14 protein-coding genes are annotated in these 15,262 nt (G+C 70.5%); 5 read left to right on the plus strand and 9 right to left on the minus strand.

All coding sequences use genetic code 11. The features are described from left to right. Positions 1-48: 48 nt before the first annotated feature. Positions 49-576: a 50S ribosomal protein L17 gene (rplQ, locus tag Aple_RS47055; protein ID WP_155351300.1), complete on the plus strand. Its 528-nt coding sequence runs from the start codon at positions 49-51 to the stop codon at positions 574-576. A gap of 73 nt (positions 577-649) precedes the next feature. Beyond that, entirely contained in the window at positions 650-1,462 is an 813-nt protein-coding gene (truA, locus tag Aple_RS47060) for a tRNA pseudouridine(38-40) synthase TruA (protein WP_246265427.1), read from the plus strand. Positions 1,463-1,758: 296 nt separating this feature from the next. Here truA and Aple_RS53970 read toward each other — a convergent pair whose 3' ends face one another. From Aple_RS53970 to Aple_RS47075, 3 genes are all read right to left on the minus strand, one after another. Then, a complete protein-coding gene (locus Aple_RS53970; protein WP_155351302.1) occupies positions 1,759-4,284 on the minus strand; it encodes a hypothetical protein in 2,526 nt (841 codons plus the stop codon). A gap of 71 nt (positions 4,285-4,355) precedes the next feature. Continuing rightward, positions 4,356-5,093 carry a hypothetical protein gene (locus tag Aple_RS47070; RefSeq protein WP_155351303.1) on the minus strand — a complete coding sequence of 246 codons (738 nt, stop codon included), beginning with the start codon at positions 5,091-5,093 and terminating at the stop codon, positions 4,356-4,358. A gap of 61 nt (positions 5,094-5,154) precedes the next feature. After that, on the minus strand, positions 5,155-5,937 hold the full coding sequence (locus Aple_RS47075; RefSeq protein WP_155351304.1) for a CAP domain-containing protein: 783 nt from the start codon (positions 5,935-5,937) through the stop codon (positions 5,155-5,157). Between the two features lie 286 nt (positions 5,938-6,223). On the opposite strand from Aple_RS47075, the gene rplM reads away from it, so the two are divergent. The 3 genes from rplM to glmM are packed head-to-tail and all read left to right on the plus strand — an operon-like array spanning position 6,224 to position 8,552. Next, positions 6,224-6,667 (plus strand): 50S ribosomal protein L13, encoded by a 444-nt coding sequence (gene rplM, locus Aple_RS47080; RefSeq protein ID WP_155351305.1) that lies wholly within the window; start codon positions 6,224-6,226, stop codon positions 6,665-6,667. A 30-nt stretch (positions 6,668-6,697) separates the two neighbouring features. Then, positions 6,698-7,219, plus strand: a complete 522-nt coding sequence (gene rpsI, locus Aple_RS47085; RefSeq protein WP_155351306.1) for a 30S ribosomal protein S9 — start codon at positions 6,698-6,700, stop codon at positions 7,217-7,219. A 1-nt stretch (position 7,220) separates the two neighbouring features. Next, positions 7,221-8,552 carry a phosphoglucosamine mutase gene (gene glmM, locus Aple_RS47090; protein WP_155351307.1) on the plus strand — a complete coding sequence of 444 codons (1,332 nt, stop codon included), beginning with the start codon at positions 7,221-7,223 and terminating at the stop codon, positions 8,550-8,552. On the opposite strand, the gene Aple_RS47095 is transcribed toward glmM, so the two are convergent. The 6 genes from Aple_RS47095 to Aple_RS47120 all read right to left on the minus strand — a co-directional run. After that, on the minus strand, positions 8,553-9,269 hold the full coding sequence (locus tag Aple_RS47095; protein WP_155351308.1) for an ABC transporter permease: 717 nt from the start codon (positions 9,267-9,269) through the stop codon (positions 8,553-8,555). Continuing rightward, positions 9,266-10,174, minus strand: a complete 909-nt coding sequence (locus Aple_RS47100; protein ID WP_155351309.1) for an ABC transporter ATP-binding protein — start codon at positions 10,172-10,174, stop codon at positions 9,266-9,268. The genes Aple_RS47095 and Aple_RS47100 overlap by 4 nt, the downstream gene beginning before the upstream one ends. Then, a complete protein-coding gene (locus Aple_RS47105) occupies positions 10,171-11,037 on the minus strand; it encodes an ABC transporter permease (protein ID WP_155351310.1) in 867 nt (288 codons plus the stop codon). Before Aple_RS47105 ends, Aple_RS47100 begins: the two co-directional genes overlap by 4 nt. Then, positions 11,034-11,924 carry an ABC transporter ATP-binding protein gene (locus Aple_RS47110; RefSeq protein WP_155351311.1) on the minus strand — a complete coding sequence of 297 codons (891 nt, stop codon included), beginning with the start codon at positions 11,922-11,924 and terminating at the stop codon, positions 11,034-11,036. The genes Aple_RS47105 and Aple_RS47110 overlap by 4 nt, the downstream gene beginning before the upstream one ends. Before the next feature lie 54 nt (positions 11,925-11,978). After that, complete coding sequence (locus Aple_RS47115; protein ID WP_155351312.1) at positions 11,979-12,938, minus strand: DUF389 domain-containing protein; 960 nt, start codon at positions 12,936-12,938, stop codon at positions 11,979-11,981. 105 nt (positions 12,939-13,043) lie between these two features. Then, positions 13,044-15,262, minus strand: a 2,219-nt coding sequence (locus tag Aple_RS47120) for an ATP-binding protein (protein WP_155351313.1), incomplete at its 5' end; no start/stop codon positions are given.

Consider the following 15,262-nt stretch of genomic DNA (forward strand, 5'->3'; position numbering starts at 1 on the left):
CCCCGGTACCTGATACGGCCGGGGCGGGTTATCTCCAAGGAGCATTCCATGCCCAAGCCCACCAAGGGCGCCCGCCTCGGCGGCGGCCCGGCGCACGAGCGGCTGATCCTGTCGAACCTCGCCACTCAGCTGTTCCAGCACGGCCGGATCCGTACCACCGAGGCCAAGGCCAAGCGGCTCCGCCCGCTGGCCGAGCGGCTGATCACCAAGGCGAAGAAGGGCGACCTGCACAACCGTCGCCAGGTCATGACGATCGTCCGCGACAAGGGTGTCATTCACCACCTGTTCGCGGAGATCGCCCCGACGTTCGCCGAGCGTCCCGGTGGCTACACCCGGATCACCAAGATCGGTCCCCGGAAGGGCGACAACGCCCCGATGGCGATCATCGAGCTGGTGACCGAGCCGATGAACCCGGTCAAGGTCTCGAAGCCGGCTCCGGCTGTTGAGCCGGTCGCTCCGAAGGCCGACGCGGAGGTCGAGGAGGCCCCTGCCGAGGCGGCCGCTGAGACCACGGCTGAGACCACCGAGGCTCCGGAGGCGGCCGAGGCTCCCGAGGCCAAGAAGGACGAAGCCTGATATTTCAGGTTCTTGATGGGTCCGGTGTCCGCTCAGGGCGCCGGACCCGTTTGTTTTGATGGGAGAGGGTCCGATGGTCAGGTTGCGCCTGGATCTGGGGTATGACGGCACGGATTTCTCCGGGTGGGCGCGGCAGCCGGGGCGCAGGACCGTGCAGGGCGAGATCGAGCAGGCGCTCGGCCGAATTCTCCGGGTGGATCCGGCACCCGCACTGACGGTCGCCGGCCGCACCGACGCCGGAGTGCACGCGCGCGGCCAAGTCGCGCACGTGGACCTGGAGGCCGACGTGGAGCTCCCTGCGCTGCTGCGACGCCTCGCCGGGGTATTGAGCCTAGATGTCAGGGTTCATCGCCTGTCCGTGGCTCCTACCGGTTTCGACGCCCGTTTCTCGGCCCTTTCCCGCCGGTACGGCTACCGCGTCGCGGACGCCCCCGGCGGCGTGGACCCGCTGCGGCGGCGCGACGTCTACTGGCACAACCGCCCGCTCGACGTGGACCTGCTGAACGCCGCCGCCGCCCGCCTGCTCGGCGAACACGACTTCGCCGCGTTCTGCAAGAAACGCGAAGGCGCCACCACGATCAGAGAACTCCAGCGCCTGGACTGGACCCGCGCCCCCGACGGAGTACTCCTGGCCACAGTCGTCGCGGACGCCTTCTGCCATTCCATGGTCCGCGCCCTGGTCGGCTCCCTCCTAGCAGTCGGCGAGGGCCGCCGCCCAGTCGAATGGCCCGCCGAAGCCCTCTCCCGCGCAGAACGCGACTCCGGCATCCACGTGGCCCCCGCCCTCGGCCTCACCCTGGAAGAAGTCCGCTACCCACCAGACGAAGAACTGGCCCTACGGGCACGCCAAACCCGCCGAGTACGAGATCTCGCCGCGAACACCTGATGAAATGACCAGGTCGCTGGCCTACTCGCCGTAATTCGGCGCCGTTCACGCTGCGGTGGTTCTCGCCGCGGCGGCGCCAAGAGTGGCAGTGGCGCACTTGGCGCGCTCTGACCGGACGTGACGACCTCGGGTGGGGTGCCTGGCGGAAGCTCCGGCGTCGGCGGGCAATCCGCCCCAATTCCATCCTGTGTGGCGTCACCGGAAGGGATAGGAGGACTGTTAGGCGTCCAAGAGCCCGCAGAAACTCTGACCTCGGCGAATCCTTGGTGAGCACGCGAGTTGATTCCCTGCGGGCCTTACGAGTCGGCGATGCGTTTTTCGATTATTTCGGCGGTGTGATCGCGGAAGGCGCCGCTGACTGGGCCGAGGTCTTTTTCCTTTTCGACTGGGGTGTGGCCGTCGGCGTAGGTGGCGTAGCTGAAGACGATGTAGCGGCCCCAGACCATGCCTGCCGCGTAGCCGCCGGAGATGGAGACCCGGTCGGCACCGGTGTCGGGGTCGCCGTCCAGGCCGCGGAACCAGAGGTTGCCGCCCAGGTTCTTGGTCTTGTCGACCTCCAGGGCGGCTTCCTTGGTGGGGAGGACGGCGATGCCGGTCGTGACCGCGTACTGCTTGCGGTTGTCCACGTAGGTGGCGCGGAGCACCCGGCGGCACTGCTGCTGGGCGAGGGCCTCGGCGAAGGCGCCGGCGGCCGCGTCCTCGCACTTGTCGGTGATGTTCACCTTGACGCGGCGGAAGGTCCGGCCGTCCACGCTGATCCGGGCGTCCGGGAAGGCCTCGGCGAGGGTCAGCTTGCGGGGATCGGTGGCTTCTGAGTCCAGTACGGCCGCTGTCACGGGTGCGGGATCCGGGGCCTCGGCCGAGACGGCGGGTGCGCCGGTGACCGTGGGAGCCTTACCGGCCGAGGCCGGGTCGCCCGCGTCGGTGTAGGCGAAGTAGGCCGCGGTGCCGATCGCGCCCACCACGATCACCGAGCAGAGCGCGAGCACCGCCTTGCGGCCCGCGCCGCCGGACGAACGCTCCTCGGTTTTGGCCGGGGGAGGCAGTTGCTGCTGGCGGTAGGCCTGCTGCTGCGGCACGGGCGGCAGGACGATCCCCTCGGCCGGGGTGTTCTCGCCGTGAATGCGCCGGAGCGGCGGGGGCGTCGCGTCGGTGACCGGGAACATCACCTCGCGGCGCGGGATCGTGGTCTCGGCCACGGTCTCCTCGTCCGGCGGCGGCATCGGCACCGCGGAACGCCACCTGCCCGGGCCTGGCGGCCACTCGGTGGACTCGGCGGCGGGCCAGGTCAGCCCGCTTTCCCGCTCTCCTGGCAGCGTGACCTGATCCCGCTCATCCGCCTGAGCCTCGTCCGGACTGCCACTCTGACCGTCCGGGGCCTCCAGGCTGCTCTGGCCGTCCGAGCCGTCTCGGCCGTCCGAGCTGCCCTGGCCGTGCAGGGAGTCCGGGCTGCCCTGGCCGTGCAGGGAGTCCGAGCTGCCCTGGGTGTCCTGGATGTGCTGGCTGTCCGGGATGTTCTGGTCTTCGGGGCGTGCTTCGGGCCAGGACGGCACGCCGGCGCTCGTCTCCGGGACGACCTCGTGCGATTCCTCGGCCCCGTCCAGTTCCTCCGCCGGTACGGCTTCCGCCACCCGAGCCTCAGGAAGAGACGGCCAGGAACCGAAACTGGGCCAGTGCTGCCCGACCGGCTCCGGTTCGCGGGCAGCCGGCGTGCCAGGCTCGGTAGCCAGGGCTTCCGTGGCAGAGGGTTCGGTAATGGTGGTCTCGGAACTCGCGTGCGCGCCGACCGCCGACGGCCATACCGGGGCGTCCGGCTCCGGGGCGGACGGCAGGGTCTCTCCGGCCGGCTCGGTTTCCGAGGCGGCTGGCAACCGGCCTGGCGCGGACCATGGGCGCAGGGTCGGGCCGGGGCTCTCGGTGGGCGGCCAGTGCCGGGGCACCACCGGAGGATCGTCGCCCTCGGCATCCTCGTCGTGCACGGCCTCACCGGGCAGGCGCGGCGGCCAGACCGGAACGTCCCCGCGCTCACCAGACCGGACCGGCTCCTGTGCGGCCTCCGCCTCCGCCTCGACGGCGGCGCTCGCGGGCCACTCGGGCAGCAACGGCAGCCCCGACCTGGAAGCCTCGGGAGAATCGGGCTGAGAGTCCGGCGAAGGCGAGGACGTATAGCCGGACGAGTGCGGGGGCGAAGGTTCGGACGGGGGCAAAGACGCGGATACGGGCGGGATCGACGATGGAGGTGAAGGCGTGGTCGGGGGCGGCCACCCGGCGGGGTCGCCCATGGATTCACCAGTCGCAGCGGGCCAGACAGGCTGGTCGGCGGAGTCGTTCGCGCCGGGCCACACCTGCATCCCGGCTGCGGCCGCGGTGAACGCGGGCGGCGGCTGCCACGGCGGCGCCCCCGGAACCACCGGCGGCGCGGCTTCCACGGCGGGCCCGGGAGTTTCCGGGACGGAGGACGACCATGCCTGGGAGGCGGCTTCCACGACAGGCCCGGGAGTTTCAGAGGGTGACCATGCCGTGGGCGCGGCTTCCACGACTGGCCCGGGGGTTTCGGAGGGCGACCATGCCGGGTCATGGTTCCGGGTGGGCGCCGCCTCCACGACAGGCCCAGGAGTTTCTGGGACGGAGGGTGACCACGTCAGGTCGTCTTCCCGGATGGGTGCCGAGAACCAGCTGTAGCCGGGGCGCCACGGGGAGCCCATGCTCAGCTGCAGGTCGTCGCCACGGCCGGACTGCCCGAAGCTCGGCGGAGGGACCGCCGAGGCCGCGGGACCGCTGCGGTCGTAGTCGTGTTCGGAACCCGGATCCTGGCCACGCATAGGCGGAAGCGTATCGGCGCAGACGAGATCGGCGTGCCGCTATGGGCGTTTCCGCAGGGCTCCCGAGCCTCTCAGGCGGGGGCGCCGTTGATGGAACGGGTGTCCAGGGCCGCGAAAACGGTCTGGTTGGTGATGTCCACGGCAGCCTGGGTGAGCCGCTTGAGCTCGGACTTCTTCGGTTTGTGCCCGTCCTTGAACTGGAACCAGAGCAGCACCGCGTAGTGCCCGTGGTACCAGCCGCCCGCGTACGCCTCGCCCTGGCCGAGGAACTTGCTGATCTCGTCCTTGCCGGGCAGCGGCTTGAGGAAGTCCTTCCTTTCGGCCCCTGCGCCCGCGTTCGCGACCTTCTTGGCGCCCGCCGAGGTCTTCAGGTTGGCGACGCCGACGGTGCCGATGACCTTGCCCTGGGCGTCCCGGAAGCTGGCCCGGATGAGCTGGTTGCAGCCCGCGTCCTTGAGCGCCTTCTCGAGTTTCGCCCCGGAGATGGCGCCCTTGCAGACCTTGTCGTACTTGTGGGTGGTTCTCCGGTAGGAGCGGCCCTCCTCGGCGATTTTGGCCTTGCCAAAGAGTTCTTTGGCGGTGAGGGGTTTCGGGTCGGTCTTGCGGGCGGCGGCGTAGCCGTACTGGCCGCCGGGGCCCTGGGGGAGCGATGGGGTCGCCTTCGGGGTGGCGATCGCCTCGGGGGCCTTCTCGCCGCTGGCGGAGACCCAGAAGGTGACGGCCACGACGAGGACCAGGCCGATGGCGATGGCGGCGATGATCACCGGGGGGCGCCAGAGGGAGGATGTCGGGTAGTCGCGGGAACCCATGGCCTGAGATTAGCCGCCTATCCCATCAGATGCGGACCGGTCAGGAATACCGTCAGCGCCGTCACGGGTAGCCGAAGTCCTGCGTCCACCAGGGGCCTTCCGGACCGAGGGTGACGCCGACGCCGGTGGCGGTGAGGCGGCAGTTGAGGATGTTGCCGCGGTGGGTGGAGCTGGCCATCCAGCCGCGTACGGCCTCCTGGGCGGTCTGGTAGCCGCGGGCGATGTTCTCCGCGCCGCCGTGCTGGTAGCCGGCCCGGGCCATGCGCTGCCAGGGGGTGGCGCCGTTGGGGGACTCGTGCACGAAGGAGCCGGAGGCGGCCATCTCGGCCGAGTGGGTCCTGGCCGACTGGACCAGGCGCTGGTCGATCCGGAGCGGGACGCAGCCGTTCTTCTTCGCGCGCTCGGCGTTGACCAGGGCGACCACCTCGTTCTCCAGCGTCACCAGGGAGCCGCTGTCGGAGGAGAGCTCGTCGCCGTTGTGGGTGCTGGTCTGGTCGCCGCCGTACGAGCCGTCGATCATGTTGTCCGGACGGTTGCGCGGCTTCTCGCCGGGGGTGGCGACCTGGCCGGTGGCGGGGGTGGTGTCCGGGGTGACGACGCGGGCCACCGGGGCGAGCGCGGACAGGTGGCGCCGTTTGGCCGGGGCCGGCGTGGTGGACGCCTTGGCCTGCGGGTTCGGCTCGTTGTTGCGCAGGAAGACCTCGTCGGTGCCGGCCGGGGTCATGGTCAGGCGGCCGATCACGATGCCGAGCAGCAGAACCGCCGTGACGCATGCGACAAGGCCCAACAACGTCCCGCGCCGGGAGGTCCATTGGGTATGCCGGGTGTGAGGGGGCTGCGACATTCCGCAGCCAAATATAGGGATTTACCGGCCTGTTGAAAATGAGAACAGGGGAACGGGATTGACGAGTGGGGTTGATCAGGCCGTAGACTCGCGCGACTCGGGCTGATCGTTTTGCCGTTTGGCCGGTAGACCGGTAGTCTGCTAGTTCGTTGTGTGTGGATCAGTCCTTCGTCGACTGATGCACGGCGCAGTCCGGCGTCATCTCCCGTGGATGTGGAGACGGAAGGTTGCCGCCGTGCGTCCGCGCAACCTACCGAGAGTTCACATTCCGACAGAAGGCACTGCCGTGCGCACGTTCACACCGAAGCCCAACGAGGTCGAGCGTCAGTGGTACGTCATCGACGCGACCGACGTCGTGCTCGGCCGGTTGGCCAGCCACGTCGCGGTCCTGCTCCGTGGCAAGCACAAGCCGATCTTCGCGAACCACGTCGACACCGGTGACTTCGTCATCGTCATCAACGCCGACAAGGTCGCCCTCACCGGCAACAAGCTGCAGCAGAAGAAGGCGTACCGGCACTCCGGCTACCCGGGCGGCCTGCGGTCCGTCACGTACGGCGAGCTGATGGAGAAGCGCCCCGACCGCGCCGTCGAGAAGGCCGTCAAGGGCATGCTCCCCAAGAACGCCCTCGGCCGGAAGATGGCCAAGAAGCTCAAGGTCTACGCCGGTTCCGAGCACCCGCACCAGGCCCAGACGCCGGTGCCCTTCACGATCACCCAGATCGCCCAGTAACGCCGAGCCAGGAAAGTTAAGAGGAGAACCGTGGCTGAGACCACCGGTACCGAGACGCTCGTCGAGGGCGAGCTGGAAGACTTCTCCGCCGAGGAGTTCCCGTCGGAGTACACCACCGAGTCGTCGCCCGCGTCCGACGCCCCCGTGCGCAAGCCGGTCACCACCGGCAACTCGTACGGCACCGGCCGCCGCAAGGAGGCCGTGGCCCGGGTCCGCATCGTGCCCGGCACCGGCAAGTGGACGATCAACGGCCGCTCGCTGGACGCCTACTTCCCGAACAAGGTGCACCAGCAGATCGTGAACGAGCCCTTCGTGGTGCTCGGCGCCGAGGAGCAGTTCGACGTCCTGGCCCGCATCGACGGCGGCGGCGTGACCGGCCAGGCCGGCGCGCTGCGCATGGGCTTGTCTCGCGCGCTGGCCGTGCTGGACGCCGAGACCAACCGACCCCCGCTCAAGAAGGCCGGCTTCCTCACCCGGGACGCCCGCGCCACCGAGCGGAAGAAGTACGGCCTGAAGAAGGCTCGTAAGGCTCCGCAGTACAGCAAGCGTTAAATTGGGCCGCCTTTTCGGCACCGACGGGGTACGTGGGGTCGCGGGACGCGACCTCACGGCCGAGCTTGCCATGGACCTGTCCGTGGCGGCCGCGCACGTGCTCCGGGACGCCGGGAGGAGCCGCCCGCTCGCCGTCGTAGGCCGGGACCCGCGCGCTTCAGGAGAATTCCTGGAAGCCGCCGTGGTCGCCGGCCTCGCGTCGTCGGGCATGGACGTGCTCCGGCTCGGTGTGCTGCCTACCCCGGCGGTCGCCTACCTGACACCAGCGCTGGGAGCCGACCTCGGGGTCATGCTCTCGGCCTCGCACAATCCCGCGCCCGACAACGGGATCAAGTTCCTCACCCGGCGCGGCTTCAAGCTGCCCGACGCGGTGGAGAACGAGATCGAGGACCGTCTTGGCGAGCCGTGGGAACGCCCGGTCGGCTCCGCCGTGGGCCGGGTCCGGGAGGCGTATGGGGAAGCCAACCGTTACGTCGCCCATCTGCTCACCTCGCTGCCGCACCGGCTGGACGGCCTGCGGGTGGTGGTGGACTGCGCGCACGGCGCCGCCCACATGGTCGCCCCGGAGGCGCTGCGCCGGGCGGGCGCCCAGGTGGACACCATTGGGACCGCTCCAGACGGCCTGAACATCAACGACGGGGTGGGCTCGACCCATCTCGATCCGTTGAAGAAGGCGGTCGTGGCCAAGTCGGCCGATCTGGGCATCGCCTACGACGGCGACGCCGACCGCTGCCTGGCGGTGACCGGTGACGGCGAGGAGATCGACGGCGACCAGATCATGGCGATCCTGGCGCTGGACATGCGGTCGCAGGGCCGCCTCCAGCGGGACACGGTGGTGGCCACGGTCATGTCGAACCTCGGCTTCAAGCTGGCCATGCGCGAGGCGGGCGTGACGGTGGTGGAGACCGCCGTCGGTGACCGTTACGTGCTGGAGAAGATGCAGGAGAGCGGCTACAACTTCGGCGGCGAGCAGTCCGGGCATGTGATCATGCTCGACCACGCCACCACCGGGGACGGGCTGCTCACCTCGCTGCACCTGCTGGCCGCGGTGGTGAGCTCAGGTCGCAGTTTGGCCGAGCTGGCCGCGGTGATGACCAAGCTCCCGCAGGTGCTGGTCAACGTCCGCGACGTGAGCAAGGACAAGGCCGCGCATCCGGAGCTGCTGGCCGCGGTGGCGCTGGCGGAGGAGGAGCTCGGTGACACCGGCCGGGTGCTGATCCGGCCGAGCGGCACCGAGCCGATGATCCGCGTGATGGTCGAGGCGCAGTCGCACGACCACGCCGAATCCGTGGCCGCCCGCCTGGCGGACACCGTCCGCCAGGTCTGCGCCTAATTATTCATCGCCGGTCAGCGACAGCCCGCGCAGTCGCTGACCGGCCCACAGCACCGCGACCACCGTCACGATCACGATGGCCGGCACGGCGAAGCTGAGCGCCACCTCCGCCTTCAGGAACGGCGAGGACGACACCTGGTCGGCCAGGGTCTGCCCCCACTGCTGGATCGACAGCTTGCGCGCCCCCGGGACGTACCCGCCGATCGCGTTCTCCCAGACCAGCGCGTAGATGATGCCCACCACGACAGCGTGCTTGGTGAGCACCCCCACCAGCAGGAACACCGCCGCGTACGCGATCCCGGCGAACAGCGAGCCGAGCGCGAAACCGGAGGCCACCCCCGCCTCCGTGCCGATCAGCACGTAGGCCGCCAGGAACGTCGGCACGGCCGAGAAGGCCACGATCAGCGAGGCGGCCACCGCGAACTTGGTGAGCACGATCGACGGCCGGGGGATGGGCTTGGACAGCAGATGGATGATCGTGCCGTCCTCGATCTCGGGGGAGATCACGCCGGTGCCCGCGATCAGGCCGAGCAGCGGCAGGATCGTGCCGATCGCGAACTTCTCCATCAGCTCGACCGCGGTTCTCTCGTCGCCGCCGCCGATCAGCCGGAGCAGCACCGCGATGGCGATCAGGGCCAGCGGGAGCGCGGCCAGCAGCCAGATCCGCTTGCGGCCCAGCATCGCCCGGTAGGTGATGGACGCCACGACGGAGTTCATGAGCGCCCGCTCAGGTAGGAGAACACGCTTTCCAGGTCCTCGTCTGTCGGGGACACCTGCCAGAGGTGCACGTTGAGGTCGCGGGCCAGGCGGGGGAGCAGCCGGGTGAAGCGGCGGAAGTCCTCGGTGCGGACCTCCAGGCCCTGCGCGGTGAGGGACACCCCGCCGGAGGAGGCGTCGGCGATCAGGGCGGCGGCCAGGCGGCGGTCGTCGCTGGAGCGCACCCGGAACAGGTGCGGGCGGTCGGTCATCCGCCGCCGGATCTCCCGGTAGTCGCCGGAGGCCGCGTGCCGGCCCGCGACCAGCACCTCGATCTGCTGGGCGACCCGCTCCACCTCCTCCAGGATGTGCGAGCTGAACAGGATCGTCCGCCCGGCCGCGCCCAGCTTCCTGACCAGGTCCATCAGGTGCAGCCGCTGGCGCGGGTCCATGCCGTTGAAGGGCTCGTCCAGCAGCAGCACCTGCGGCTCGTGCACGAGCGCCCCGGCGACCTTGACGCGCTGGCGCATGCCCTTGGAGTAGGTCTCGATCCTGCGGTCCTTGGCGGCGGTCATCTCGACCAGGTCGAGGGCGCGCTCGGCGGCGTCGTCCTGGAGGCCGTGCAGGCGGGCGGCGGAGCGCACGAACTGCCAGCCGGTGAGGAAGCCGTAGACGCCCTCCCGTTCCGGGACCAGGCCGATGGTGCGGTAGATGTCGTGGTTGCGCCAGATCTGCTGGCCGTCCAGGGTGGCGGTGCCGCCGGAGGTGGACAGGAAGCCGGCCATCAGGTGCAGCAGGGTGGACTTGCCGGCGCCGTTGGGGCCGAGCAGGCCGGTGACGCCCGGGCCGATGGTCATGGTGACGTCGTTGACGGCCACCACGTTGCCGTACCAGCGGGAGACCTGCTTCAGCTCGATCACGCTCATGAGGCCGCGGCTTTCCGGTAGCGCAGGAACAGGGCGGACAGCGCGAGCGCGACGACCGCCAGGGTGATGGCCGCCGGGCCGAACCCCGGCGGGTAGCCCTCGCCGTTGGTGGGGTCGGTGCCGAACAGATTCACCTGTACGGCATCCACCAGGAAGAAGGGATTGATGAGGATGCTCCACTTGGCGGCGTTTTCCAGCCCTTCCGACAGGAGCACGCCGAAGAACACCGCCGAGGCGGCCAGCGTGAACATGTAGAAGGCGATCACCGAGGCCACGCCGAGCCCGCGCCGGGGCGTGAACGAGGCCAGCACCAGACCGATCGCCGCCAGCACCACCGCGAAGATCACGCTGCCGCCCATCGCGGCCAGGTAGTCGCCGTGGTGCACGGGGGTTTCCAGCTCGACCAGCAGCTCGCCGATGTAGATCAGCGTCAGCGGCACGGCCATCAGCAGGAACAGCGCCACCGTCAGCGCGACGAACTTGGCGCCCACATAGTCGAGCACCGTGACCGGCCGGGACAGGTAGAGCGGCAGCACCCGGAACCGCAGATCCGGCGCCACCAGGTACGGCGACTGCGCGGCCAGGAACACCGCCAGCACCGCCTGCATGGTCACCGCGAGCCCCGGGTACGGCAGCGGCTGCTGCTTGAGCAGGGCCATCACCGCGATGGACACCACGGCGGGCAGCAGCATGGTGGCCGCCACCAGGAATGGGATGATCTTCGATTTGGCCGTCCTGCCCAGGCCGAAGGTGCCGCGCAGGCTGTGCAGCGCGAGCGCGGTGGTGGCGTAGCCCCGGCTGAGCCGTACGCCGTCGTAGTGGCGGTAGCCGATGTCGTGGATGACGCCTGTGGGTTGGGTCACTTGAACACGTCCTCGATGCGGCCGTGCCGCTGTTCCAGCCGTACCAGATTGAGGTCCAGGTCGCAGACCGCGTCCCTGAGCACGTCGAAGGTCTGGTCGGCGCGGACCTGGACGGTGATCAGGCGGCCCTCCACGGCGACCGCCTCGCCCGCCTCGGTGAGGTGGCTCGCCAGCTGCTCCCAGCCTTCCTCGACCTCGACGGAGACGGCCTGGGTGACCTGGGTGAGCTCGCCGATGGCGGAGGAGCGCAGCAGGCGGCCGCCGTCGATGACGATGACGTGGTCGCAGATGCGTTCCAGCTCGCCGAGCAGGTGCGAGGTGACCAGCACGCTGATGCCGAACTCGCTGCCGATCCGGCGGATCAGGGCGAGCATCTCGTCGCGGCCCTGCGGGTCCAGGCCGTTGGTGGGCTCGTCCAGGAAGACGACCTTCGGGTCGTGCACCAGCGCCTGGGCCAGCTTCACCCGCTGCTTCATGCCGGTGGAGTAGCCGCCGATGGGGCGGTAGCGCTCCTCGTGCAGGCCGACGTGGCGGAGCGTGTCGGCCGCGCGCTCCCGGGCGGCGGTGCGCGGCAGGCCGGACATCTGGGCCATGTGCACGACGAACTCGGTGGCCGACACGTCGGGCGGCAGGCATTCGTGCTCGGGCATGTAGCCCACGATGCGCCTGATCTCCAGGCCTTGCACGGCCGAGTCCATGCCGAGCACGGACGCGCGGCCCGCACTGGCGGGGAGCAGCCCCAGCAGGATCTTGATCAGCGTGGACTTGCCCGCGCCGTTGGCGCCCACCAGGCCGGTGACGCCCGTTCCGGCGGCGACCGTGAGCTGGTCGAGCGCGGTGACGCGGGGGAACCGCTTGGTGAGACCCTCGGTTGCGAGGATTGTCATGATCCGGACAGTACCGCTCCAACCAGCCGGGTGGCCTCAGTCGAAAGGAGGAGGTTACTCGCGTCGCCCTCGTTCTTGGTGGGTAAGCGGGACGGCGCGGTGGTAGCGGGCGCCGAGGTAGTGCTGGATGAGCAGGGTCAGGGTGCCGGCCACGATCATGCCGAGGATGTTGACGGCCAGCTGGAGCGCGGACGCGCCCACGTCTCCCCAGGCGCCCAGCGCGAGCGCCACCGAGGCGTATCCGGCGGCCGGGACCGTGGTCACCGAGATGAACACGCCGACCAGTGCGGACGACTTGCCCGCCGTGATCGAGAGCACCCCGGCGGCCCCCGCCAGCAGCGCCACAATAAATGACCACTTATCGGGCTTTACGATGAACTCGACTTCGGGGTGGCTGTCGAGCATGGTGGCGTCGATCCAGCCGAGCCAGGTGGACACCAGGGCGCAGGCGAAAGTGATCGCCATCGCGACCGCGAAGCCGACGACCAGCGCGCGGACCGCGCGGGCGATCAGGTCGGCGCGGCGGCGCAGCAGGCCGAAGGAGATGGCCGCGATCGCGCCGAACTCGGGGCCGAGCACCATCGCGCCCACGATCAGGATCGGCGAGCCGACGACCACGCCGATCCCGGCGATCTGGGTGGCGATGGCGAGAAAGGCGAGGAAAGCCCAGGTGATCCGGGTGTCGTCGTCCACCCGCTGGGCGAGCTCCTCCCAGACGACCGCGTCCTCACCCTCACCCGGTGCCTCCTCCTCGGCCCGGTCGGCGGCGTCGGACAACATCAGATCCACGTTCTCGACCGCGATCGACCCCGCCGTGCAGATGCCCAGCTCGGTCAGGCGCTCGATCACCTCGTTGGCGGCCTCCCTGGCGAGGTCGAACAGCAGCAGGTCGCCGGGGGGATCCTGGGCGACGCCCGGCAGCACGACGAGGTTGGTGAGCCCGGGGGCCTGCCGCAGCAGGGCGACCGCCGCGTCGGTGTGTTCCCGGGGGCTGATCACACGCAGATGGAGCACGAGCACACAGTATTAATGAGAAAGGCGTGATCTGGACAGCTGCGGCGGTGAGTCGTTTGGTCGGCGGCTATGCGGCTGTCTATGGGACGGGTTTCTGGTTAATACTCACGGCGGGACGGGCAGTCCGGCGTACCGGAGGGCTTCCGCGGTGCTCATCGCGCGGCCCCGGGCGGCCGCCCAGGCGTAGGAATCCGCCGCCAGGGTGACGTGCAGCCGGGTGCGCAGCCCGTTCGCCCAGCGGACCTGCGGGCGTTCGGCGAAGGCGCCGCCGGAGGTGAGCGTGACGTCGGCGGCGTGCAGCAGGATGGCCGCGTGCACCGGCCGGTCCTGGGTCGCCGCGAGCGCCGCTGCCAGGTCCAGCGCGGGGCCGAGGATGCGCTGGGCGGCGTATGGGCCTTCATGTTGGTCCAGCACCGCGGCCAAGCCGTCCCGCAGATGGCCGGGAACCTGGTCGTGGCGGCCCTCGTGCAGGGCCAGCCAGGCGTGGCTCAGCCAGTAGGACGCCACCGCCGCCGGTGCGAAACCGGCCACCTCGACCGCGCCCAGGGCCCGCGCCACCGCGTCCGCGTCGCCGTAGATCCAGGCCAGCTCGGCCCGCGCCACCTCGACTTCGGTCCCGCCGAACCTGTCCCCGAGACCGAGGAACAGCGCCTGCGCCTCGTCCAGGTCCGCGGCCACGCCGTCCAGGTCGCCGATGTGGCCGCGGGTGAGCGCGCAGGCCATCAGCGTCCGCGCCAGCGAATAGGGCTCGCCGTGCGCCCGGGCCAGCGCCACCGCCTGGCGGCCGAACTCCGCCACCGCGCGCCGATCGCCCCGGTAGACGCGCACCGACGCCAGGCAGGACAGCGCGAGCACCTGCCACTTCTCCGTGCCCTGCTTCTCGGCCAGGTCGAGCGCGGCCTGGAAGTACCCCTCCGCCTCGTCGACCGACGCCCGCAACGACAGGAACCCGGCGCCGATCAGGGCACGCGACAGCAACTCGGGCGGCCCGTCCGGAATCTCCAGCAGGCGCCGCAGCCAGGCCAGCGCCTCCCCGATCGCCGTGTGCCGCCAGAACCAGCACAACGCCGCCGCGAACCGCAACGCCACCTCGTGAGGATGCGCCGGTGTCTGGACTGAGGAGCGGAGCGACGAGGGAAGACACCGGGGTTGAGCATCCGAACCGCGATGCGAAGCATCGCAATCAACGCAGCGCTCCCCGGCGGCCAGCGCCCACGCCGTGGCAACCCGCAGATTCGCGTACTCCTCCCGGAGCACGCCCAGCCAGTGCCCCCGCCGGCTGCCGCGCCGCTCCTCGTTCGCCTGCTCGGCCAGCCGGCAGAAATACCGCGCGTGCCGCGCCCTGATGGCCGCCGGCTCCACCAGCCGCTCCTCCGCGTACTGCCGGAGCGCCACCAGCATGCGATACCGCGACCCCGGCTCGGCCAGCACCAGCGACCGCTCCACGAGCGTCCCAAGACCATCCAGTACGGCTGTCGCGGACAGCCCGTCATCCGCGCAAACCGCCTCAGCGGCCTCCAGCGTGAAGCCATCCCGGAACACCGCGAGCCGGGCGAAGACCAGCCGCTCGGTCTCGCTCAGCAGCACATGGCTCCAGTCCACGGCGGCGCGGAGCGACCGGTGCCGGGGGCCGGTGCGCGTGCTCGCCAGCAGGTCGAGCTGCTGATCCAGCCGGTCGGCGACCTGGGCGGCGGAGAACGCGCGCAGCCGTCCGACCGCGAGCTCGATCGCCAGCGGCAGCCCGTCGACCGCCCGGCACACGCGGGCCACGTCGGCGGCGGGCACCTCGAACTCGGGGTCGATCTGGCGTGCTCGGGCCAGGAAAAGGCGTCCTGCGCCGGAGGCCGTGACCGCCTCGGGGGTGTCGGCGGCGGGCACGTCCAGGGGGCGGATCAGGTGCACCCGTTCATCGCCGAGGCCGAGGAGTTCGCGGCTGGTGGCCAGGACGCGGAGGTTCGGGCAGGCGGTCAGCAGGGCGGCGATCACGCGGCGGACCTCCGCGATCAGGTGTTCGCAGTTGTCCAGCAGGAGCAGGGCGCGGCGGCGGTCGAGCCAGCGGGTGACGCTCGTGAGCGGGTCGCCGTGCGGGTCGCCGGGGGCGCCGAGAGCGGTCAGGAGGGCGGGGGCCACGCTGTCGGGGGTTTCCACGCTGCCCAGCCAGATCACGCCCACCCCGGCGGGCGGGTGGGTGGCGGAGGCGGCCTCCAGGGCCAGGCGGGTCTTGCCGACGCCGGGCGGGCCGATGAGGGTGACCAGGCGGTGGTCGGTGAGCAGGGCGGCGATCGTGGTCAGGTCGGCGGTGCGGCCGACCAGGGTGCCGGGGG

The sequence above is a fragment of the Acrocarpospora pleiomorpha genome (genome assembly GCF_009687885.1).
GTDB classification, from domain to species: domain Bacteria; phylum Actinomycetota; class Actinomycetes; order Streptosporangiales; family Streptosporangiaceae; genus Acrocarpospora; species Acrocarpospora pleiomorpha.

Excerpts from the sequence above, each read along its gene's own strand:
- Aple_RS47075 (WP_155351304.1), bottom strand. The coding sequence starts at position 5,937 with ATGTCGCAGCCCCCTCACACCCGGCATACCCAATGGACCTCCCGGCGC.
- Aple_RS47070 (WP_155351303.1), bottom strand. The coding sequence starts at position 5,093 with ATGGGTTCCCGCGACTACCCGACATCCTCCCTCTGGCGCCCCCCGGTG.
- Aple_RS47110 (WP_155351311.1), bottom strand. The coding sequence starts at position 11,924 with ATGACAATCCTCGCAACCGAGGGTCTCACCAAGCGGTTCCCCCGCGTC.
- Aple_RS47100 (WP_155351309.1), bottom strand. The coding sequence starts at position 10,174 with ATGAGCGTGATCGAGCTGAAGCAGGTCTCCCGCTGGTACGGCAACGTG.
- Aple_RS47095 (WP_155351308.1), bottom strand. The coding sequence starts at position 9,269 with ATGAACTCCGTCGTGGCGTCCATCACCTACCGGGCGATGCTGGGCCGC.
- truA (WP_246265427.1), top strand. The coding sequence starts at position 650 with ATGGTCAGGTTGCGCCTGGATCTGGGGTATGACGGCACGGATTTCTCC.
- rplQ (WP_155351300.1), top strand. The coding sequence starts at position 49 with ATGCCCAAGCCCACCAAGGGCGCCCGCCTCGGCGGCGGCCCGGCGCAC.
- Aple_RS53970 (WP_155351302.1), bottom strand. The coding sequence starts at position 4,284 with ATGCGTGGCCAGGATCCGGGTTCCGAACACGACTACGACCGCAGCGGT.